At 72.3% G+C, this 6,701-nt stretch carries 6 protein-coding genes; 2 read left to right on the forward strand and 4 right to left on the reverse strand.

Translation table 11 applies throughout. The features are described 5' to 3' along the window. Window positions 1-25: 25 nt before the first annotated feature. The 3 genes from ACFWGJ_RS40135 to ACFWGJ_RS40145 form a co-directional block, all read right to left on the reverse strand. Window positions 26-697 carry a response regulator gene (locus tag ACFWGJ_RS40135; protein WP_387333895.1) on the reverse strand — a complete coding sequence of 224 codons (672 nt, stop codon included), beginning with the start codon at window positions 695-697 and terminating at the stop codon, window positions 26-28. Further along, window positions 666-2,042 carry a sensor histidine kinase gene (locus tag ACFWGJ_RS40140; RefSeq protein ID WP_387333896.1) on the reverse strand — a complete coding sequence of 459 codons (1,377 nt, stop codon included), beginning with the start codon at window positions 2,040-2,042 and terminating at the stop codon, window positions 666-668. Before ACFWGJ_RS40140 ends, ACFWGJ_RS40135 begins: the two co-directional genes overlap by 32 nt. A gap of 127 nt (window positions 2,043-2,169) precedes the next feature. Further along, on the reverse strand, window positions 2,170-2,748 hold the full coding sequence (locus ACFWGJ_RS40145; protein WP_387333897.1) for a TetR/AcrR family transcriptional regulator: 579 nt from the start codon (window positions 2,746-2,748) through the stop codon (window positions 2,170-2,172). Between the two features lie 358 nt (window positions 2,749-3,106). On the opposite strand from ACFWGJ_RS40145, the gene ACFWGJ_RS40150 reads away from it, so the two are divergent. Next, window positions 3,107-4,600: an MFS transporter gene (locus ACFWGJ_RS40150; protein WP_387333898.1), complete on the forward strand. Its 1,494-nt coding sequence runs from the start codon at window positions 3,107-3,109 to the stop codon at window positions 4,598-4,600. Window positions 4,601-4,658: 58 nt separating this feature from the next. On the opposite strand, the gene ACFWGJ_RS40155 is transcribed toward ACFWGJ_RS40150, so the two are convergent. Beyond that, window positions 4,659-5,576 (reverse strand): helix-turn-helix domain-containing protein, encoded by a 918-nt coding sequence (locus tag ACFWGJ_RS40155; RefSeq protein ID WP_387333899.1) that lies wholly within the window; start codon window positions 5,574-5,576, stop codon window positions 4,659-4,661. 139 nt (window positions 5,577-5,715) lie between these two features. Here ACFWGJ_RS40155 and ACFWGJ_RS40160 point away from each other — a divergent pair, with 139 nt between their 5' ends. Further along, window positions 5,716-6,588 carry an oxidoreductase gene (locus ACFWGJ_RS40160; protein ID WP_387333900.1) on the forward strand — a complete coding sequence of 291 codons (873 nt, stop codon included), beginning with the start codon at window positions 5,716-5,718 and terminating at the stop codon, window positions 6,586-6,588. Window positions 6,589-6,701: the final 113 nt, after the last annotated feature.

Below are 6,701 nucleotides of genomic sequence, written 5' to 3' on the forward strand. Positions count from 1 at the left end.
CCGGGGCTTGCCGCTGTCCGCACCCTCACCGGGGGCTGCGCGGTACCACCAGTCCGCAGTCGTAGGCCAGGATGACGGCCTGCACGCGGTCGCGGAGGCCGTACTTCTCCAGGATGTGCGCGATGTGCGTCTTGACCGTCGTCTCTCCCACGCCCAGTTCCAGGGCGATCTCCGCGTTGGACAGTCCACGGGTCAGGGCCCGCAGGACGTCGAGTTCACGGCTGGTGAGCGCGTTCAGGCGGGACGGTACGTCCGGGGTGGCGGGCGCGCCGAGATGGGCGAAGCGGTCCAGCAGCCGGTGGGTGACCCGGGGTGAGAGCACCGCGTCACCGGCGGCCACGGTACGGATGGCGCCGACGAGCGAGTCGGCCGGCCCGTCCTTGACGAGGAAGGCGCTGGCCCCGGCGCGCAGCGCGTCCACGACGTGTGCGTCCAGGTCGAACGTGGTCAGGATGACCACGCGGCTCGGTGATCCCGTCTCCGCGATACGGCGGGTGGCCTCGACGCCGTCCATGGTCGGCATCCGGATGTCCATCAGGACGATGTCCGGGCTCAGGGACAGGGCGCTCTCGACGGCGGCGACACCGTCCGCCGCCTCACCGACGACCGTGATGTCCGGTTCCGCTTCGAGGATGAGCCGGAATCCCGTCCGGATCATGGGCTGGTCATCGACCAGCAGGACGCGGATGGCTTGCATGCGGGGGATGCCCTTCGTAGTGCCCTGCGAGGTCGAATGAGGAATCGTCCGGTGCCGGTGCTTCAGTTCTTCCCGGTGACGGTGACGCTGACAGGGGCGGTGTCGGCGTCGGCAGCGGTACGACCGCGTGCACGCAGTAGCCGCCGCCCGGACGCGGGCCGGTGTGCAGTGAACCGCCCACGGCACCGATGCGTTCCCGCATGCCGAGCAGTCCGTGGCCGGGCCCGTCCGGCAGGCCGGCCGGGCGGGGCGGCGCCCCCTCGCCCGGCCGGGGTCCGTCGTCGCAGAGCCGGACGGTCAGCCGCCGGTGCCGCGCCTCCCAGGCGACGGTCAGTTCGGCGTGGGTGTGGCCGGCGTGCTTGAGCGTGTTCGTGAGCCCCTCCTGCACGATCCGGTAGACGGTCAGGTGTGAGCCGGCCGGCAGCTCGGCGGGTGTCCCGGTCGTCGTGAAGTCCACGGTGAGACCCGCCGCGCGTACCGCGTCCACCAGTGCGGGCAGGGCCTCCACGGTGGGCTGCGGCGGCTCCTTGCTCGGATCGGCGTCCGCCTCGTCCTCCGTACGCAGCACGTCGAGGAGTCTGCGCAGTTCGGTGACGGTCGCCCGGCCCGTCTCCTCGATCGTGCCGTGCAGCTCGTGGGCCTTGTCGCCGTCGCGGTCCTGGATCCGGTCGGCGGCGATCGTCTGGACGACCATCAGGCTGACGTTGTGCGCGACGATGTCGTGCAGCTCGCGGGCGATCCGGGCCCGCTCCTCCATGACGGCGGCGCGCGCGTTGGCCTCCTGGGCGCGGCCCAGCGCCGAGGCCCGCTCCAGGGCCTGGTCGCGGATGGCGGCGCGCGCCCGGGTCAGCCGGCCGAGCGCCCACGCGGCGACCAGCAGCACGCCGTCCGCCAGCAGGGTGGCGATGCGGTGCCCGTCCGGGGCGAGGACCGCCTCGGTGACGGCCGCGGCCGGGATGACCGCGGCCACGACCAGGGTGGCCGTCCTGGGCGCTCCTCGCAGGGCGGTCAGGAGGATGGCCGTGGCCACGCCCATGTAGGAGGGCCCGATGGAGGTGCCCTGCGGACCCGACAGGTGCGGGATGTAGTGGCGTGCCTGCAGCACGGCCACCGCCGCCGTCATGACCAGCAGCACCGGCAGGGGGAACCGCCGGTGGATCGCCAGCGGCAGGGCGGACAGCAGGGCGAGTACGAAGAACAGGGCGTCCGGGGTGCGCAGTGCGGGCACGTCGGCCGGCATCGGCACGAGCGGGACGAACGCCCCCGCCGTGAAGAGCAGGGCCAGACCCGCGTCCGTGACGGCCGGGGGCACGCGCCGTCCGGCGAACGAGTCCATCAGGGTCATGGTCCCCACGGTAGACGGACCACCGGGGCCGCCCCTCTGGCCTGGGGAGGAACGGTTCCCGGCCGCCTCCTCCGAGAAGGCATCCTCCGCAGGGAGGAGGGCCCGCCGGGGCGCCGGGAAGGAGAGGTCAGCGGGTGACGCGTACGCCGTCCAGGGCGATGGACATGACGCGGTCGCGCTGGAAGTCGTCGTCGAAGGTCGTCGCGGTGATTCCGGCGACCATGCGCAGCAGGTCGACGAAGGTCATGTCCGTGCGGGCCTCGCCGGCCCGCTGGGCCCGCTCGAACAGCGGGGTGCCGGCCGCGTACATCGACTCGCGGCAGGCGGCGAAGATCTCCGACTCGTCGTTCAGGGCCTCGCGCACGGCCCGCTTGGTCACCATGTAGCCGGCGAACCGGTCCAGCCAGGCCGTCAGCGCCTCCCACGGTTCCAGGTCCGCGACCTCGCGGGCGACCTCGCACAGCGAGTTGACCTCGTCCGCGTACAGGCTCTCGAAGAGGTGCCTGCGGGTGGGGAAGTTGCGGTACAGCGTGCCGATGCCGACGCCCGCACGACGGGCGACGTCCTCCAGGGAGGCCTCCGCGCCCTGTTCCGCGAAGGCCTCACGGGCGGCGGTGAGCAGCGCGTCGTAGTTGCGGGCCGCGTCCTTCCGGTGGGGCCGCCGGGTCGCGACGATCTCGCTGATGGGGAACGGCTGGGCGGTCACGTGCTGCCTCCCGGGCGGGACGAAGTTGAAGCGGAGGTAGGCCTCCGCTACAGTGGAGGGGTACCTCCACTTTAGCAGTGCGGGGTGCGTTCCCCGGGGACACGTGCGGCCGCACGCGCCACCGGCACGACGTACCCCCGTCTTTCGTCCGGGCCCCGCGCCGAGCGCGCCGCCCGTATCCCTGACACTCCCTGACACCTTCCGCGACCTTCCCCTGCTCCCGGCTGCCGCTCCCGGCCGCGCTCGAACAGGGGGCCCGCCGCCCGACCACCGCCGTGTCCCGCGCCGCTCCGGCATGCGCGGACGACGTGACCGTGACGACAGGACGTGGGCCGCAACCAGTTCGGAGAGGCTTTCCATGCCCCGCAAGTCCACCCGCCTCACCTTCGCGGTCCTCGCGACCGGTGCGGGCGTGTTCTCCATGCTCCAGTCGCTGATCGCGCCGGCCCTGCCGACCGTCCAGCACGAACTGCACACCTCGCAGTCCACCGCGACCTGGGTGATGACGGCGTACCTGCTGTCCGCCTCGGTCTTCACACCGATCCTCGGCCGGGTCGGCGACCTCGTCGGCAAGAAGCGCACCCTCGTCGCCGTCCTGGTGACCGTGCTGATCGGCTGTCTGATCGCCGCGCTCGCCCCGACCATCGGCGTACTGATCGTCGCCCGGATCGTCCAGGGCATAGGCGGCGCGCTGTTCCCGCTGTCCTTCGGCATCATCCGCGACGAGTTCGCCGCGTCCCGGGTCAGCCCCAGCATCAGCAACCTGTCCGCCGTGATCGCCGCGGGCGGCGGTGTCGGCATCGTCGCGGCCGGCCCCATCGTGAGCGCGCTCGACTACCGGTGGCTGTTCTGGCTGCCCGTCGGAGTCGTCGCGGTGACCGTCCTCATCGCCGCCCGGTACGTCCCCGAGTCGCCGAGGCGCGCCGAGGGCCGCGTGAACTGGCTCGGCGCGGTCCTGCTGTCGGCGTGGCTGGTGGCGCTGCTGCTGCCGCTCAGCCAGGCGCCCCAGTGGGGCTGGGGCTCGGGCAGGGTGATCGGACTCTTCGCCGCCGCCGTCGTCCTCTTCGTCCTGTGGCTGCTCGCCGAGGCGCGCTCCCGCTCCCCGCTGATCGACCTGAAGGTCATGCGGCTGCCCGCCGTGTGGACCACGAACACCGCCGCGCTGCTGTTCGGCGCGGGCATGTACTCGATCTGGTCCTTCCTGCCCGCCTTCGTCCAGACGCCCAGCTCCGCCGGGTACGGATTCGGCGCGAGCGTCACCGCGTCCGGACTGCTCCTGCTGCCGATGCTGGTCGCCATGTTCTTCTCGGGCATCCTGAGCGGCCGGCTGGAACCGGTCGTGGGGGCCAAGAAGCTGCTCACGACCGGCGCCGCGCTCGGCGCGGTCGCCTGCGGATTCCTCGCCCTGTGGCACGACGAGCAGTGGCAGGTGGCCTTCGTGTCAGGTGTGTTCGGCCTCGGCATCGGCCTCGCGTTCGCCTCGATGGCCAACCTGATCGTCGGCAGCGTCCCGCCCGAGCAGACCGGCGCCGCGACCGGCATGAACGCCAACATCCGCACCATCGGCGGGTCCATCGGCGCCGCGGTCACCAGCGTCCTGGTCACCGGCCATCTGCAGTCCTCGGGTCTGCCGGAGGCCTCCGGCTACACCCACGGATTCACCCTGCTGGCACTGCTGCTCCTGGCCGCGGCGCTGGCCGCGCTGCTCGTCCCGGTCCAGCACGTACGCCGGATCGCGGGCGCGCCCCGGGCCACCGGCGACCAGGGACCGGACGTGGACGCGGACCAGGACGTGGAGCTCGACCTGGCGCGGACGAACCAGGAGACCGTCGCCCCCGCCGTACGCAACTGACGTCGCCGTACGCAACTGACGTCAACGACGGCACTGACGGGGCTGTACGCGACCGGCGTCACTGGTCCTCGACGGCCCGGCGGCTCTCGGAGCCCGCCGGGTCGCGGTCGCGGTCCGTCTCGCCGGACGCCGTCAGACTCCCGAGGATGGCGAGCAGCTCGGCGTCCCGGCTGCCCGGCGCGGCCTGGAAGACCTTGAGGACCAGTCCGTCCGCTCCGACGATGCCCAGCTTGCTGGCATACAGCTCGAAGTCGCCGACCTTCGGATGCCGCAGCCGCAGCAGACGTGACTGCTTGGGGTGCACGTCGTGGCGGGCCCACAACTGCCGGAAACGCTCACTGCGGACGGACAGCTCGCCCACGAGTTCCACCAGGCGGGGGTCGTCGACGTCGGGCCCCACATTGGCCCGCAGCGCGGCGACCCCCGCCTCGGTCAGCTGGTCCCAGTCCCGCCGCAGCTCCCGTTCGCTCTCGTCGAGCAGGACGGCCCGCATGATGTTGCTGCCGGGGGCGTGGTTCGGGGACAGGGCCCTGGCCAGCGCGTTGGCGGCCAGTACGTCGGTGAACTTGTTCTCCACGTAGGCCGGATTGTTCGGCCACGCCTCCATGAGCTGCAGGATGTCGGGCGGCACGGTCTCGGGCCTGCGCGCGGCCCCGCGTGCGCGGCCCTCGGCGGGAACCGTCCCGCGCGTCTGCGACGGCCGGAGCTGGGCCAGACCGATCAGATGCTCCGTGGCGTCCGCGTCCAGATTCAGGACGTCGGCCAGGGCTTCGAGGACCTGGAGCGACGGATTGCGGTCGCGGCCCTGCTCCAGGCGCAGGTAGTAGTCGGCGCTGATGCCCGAGAGCATCGCGACCTCCTCGCGGCGCAGGCCCGGGACGCGCCGCAGGCCGCCGCCGCGGATACCGGCATCCTCCGGGCGGACCAGGGCCCGGCGGGCGCGCAGGAACTCTCCGAGGACGTTCGCTCCGTTCATACCCCCACCGTAGTTCCGCGCCGGCGCGGGTGACTGTCCCTGTCACTCCCAGGAACAGCGGGGTACTGCCGTCGCCGTCCGGCCCCGCGCAGAGTCGAGGAGCAAGCAACGAAGAAGGCACCACAGTGAGAGGCACACCATGACGGACGCGACCGGCACACTCTCCGGCGGCACCCTCACCCCGGCCGACGGCCTGACCCTGACGCGCATGGGGTACGGGGCCATGCAGCTGGCGGGCCCCAACGCCTTCGGGCCGCCCAAGGACCGGGACGAGGCCGTCGCGGTGCTGCGGGAGGCCGTCGAGCGGGGCATCACCCACATCGACACCAGCGACTTCTACGGGCCGTACGTGGTCAACGAGATCATCCGGGAGGCCCTGCACCCCTACCCCGACGACCTGCACCTCGTGACCAAGGTCGGCGCCCGCCGCGGCGACGACGGCGCGTGGATCTTCGCGCGGGAACCCGAGGACCTCAAGGCCCAGGTCCGCGAGAACATCCAGCGCCTCGGCGTGGAGGCGCTCGACGTGGTGAACCTGCGCGTCGGCTCCGCCGAGGGCACGGACGAGGAGCCGCTGAGCGACCAGTTCGGGGCGCTGGCGGAGCTGCGGGAGCAGGGGCTGATCCGGCATCTGGGCGTCAGCTCGGTCTCGGACGGGCAGCTGACCGAGGCGCAGGCCATCGCGCCGGTCGTCACCGTGCAGAACCTCTACAACCTGGCCAACCGCCAGGACGACGCGCTCGTCGAGCGGTGCGCGGCGGAGGGGATCGCGTTCGCGCCGTTCTTCCCGCTGGGCGGGTTCAGTCCGCTGCAGTCGTCGATCCTGACGGACGTCGCCACGCGTCTTGGCGCGTCGCCCCAACAGGTCGCCCTGGCGTGGCTGCTGCAGCGCTCCCCGTCGATCGTCCTGATCCCCGGCACGTCGTCGCGCGCACACCTCCGCGAGAACATCGCGTCGGCAGACCTCGTCCTCCCGGACGACGAGATCGCCCAACTGAACAAGATCGCGTAACGGCTTACCACCGAAGGGGCGCGGGGAACGGCGCGCTCAGCCACGTGTGCCCCGCAGCCGACGTCGTGCGTTGTCTGCGGGTGGGTGGGGGCTGGTCGCGCAGTTCCCCGCGC

Origin of the sequence: Streptomyces sp. NPDC060205, from assembly GCF_042728395.1 — a bacterium.
Classification (GTDB): domain Bacteria; phylum Actinomycetota; class Actinomycetes; order Streptomycetales; family Streptomycetaceae; genus Streptomyces.

What these genes read in the sequence shown, in the direction of transcription:
- ACFWGJ_RS40150 (WP_387333898.1), top strand. Translation starts at nt 3,107, where the DNA reads ATGCCCCGCAAGTCCACCCGCCTCACCTTCGCGGTCCTCGCGACCGGT.
- ACFWGJ_RS40155 (WP_387333899.1), bottom strand. Translation starts at nt 5,576, where the DNA reads ATGAACGGAGCGAACGTCCTCGGAGAGTTCCTGCGCGCCCGCCGGGCC.
- ACFWGJ_RS40160 (WP_387333900.1), top strand. Translation starts at nt 5,716, where the DNA reads ATGACGGACGCGACCGGCACACTCTCCGGCGGCACCCTCACCCCGGCC.
- ACFWGJ_RS40135 (WP_387333895.1), bottom strand. Translation starts at nt 697, where the DNA reads ATGCAAGCCATCCGCGTCCTGCTGGTCGATGACCAGCCCATGATCCGG.
- ACFWGJ_RS40140 (WP_387333896.1), bottom strand. Translation starts at nt 2,042, where the DNA reads ATGACCCTGATGGACTCGTTCGCCGGACGGCGCGTGCCCCCGGCCGTC.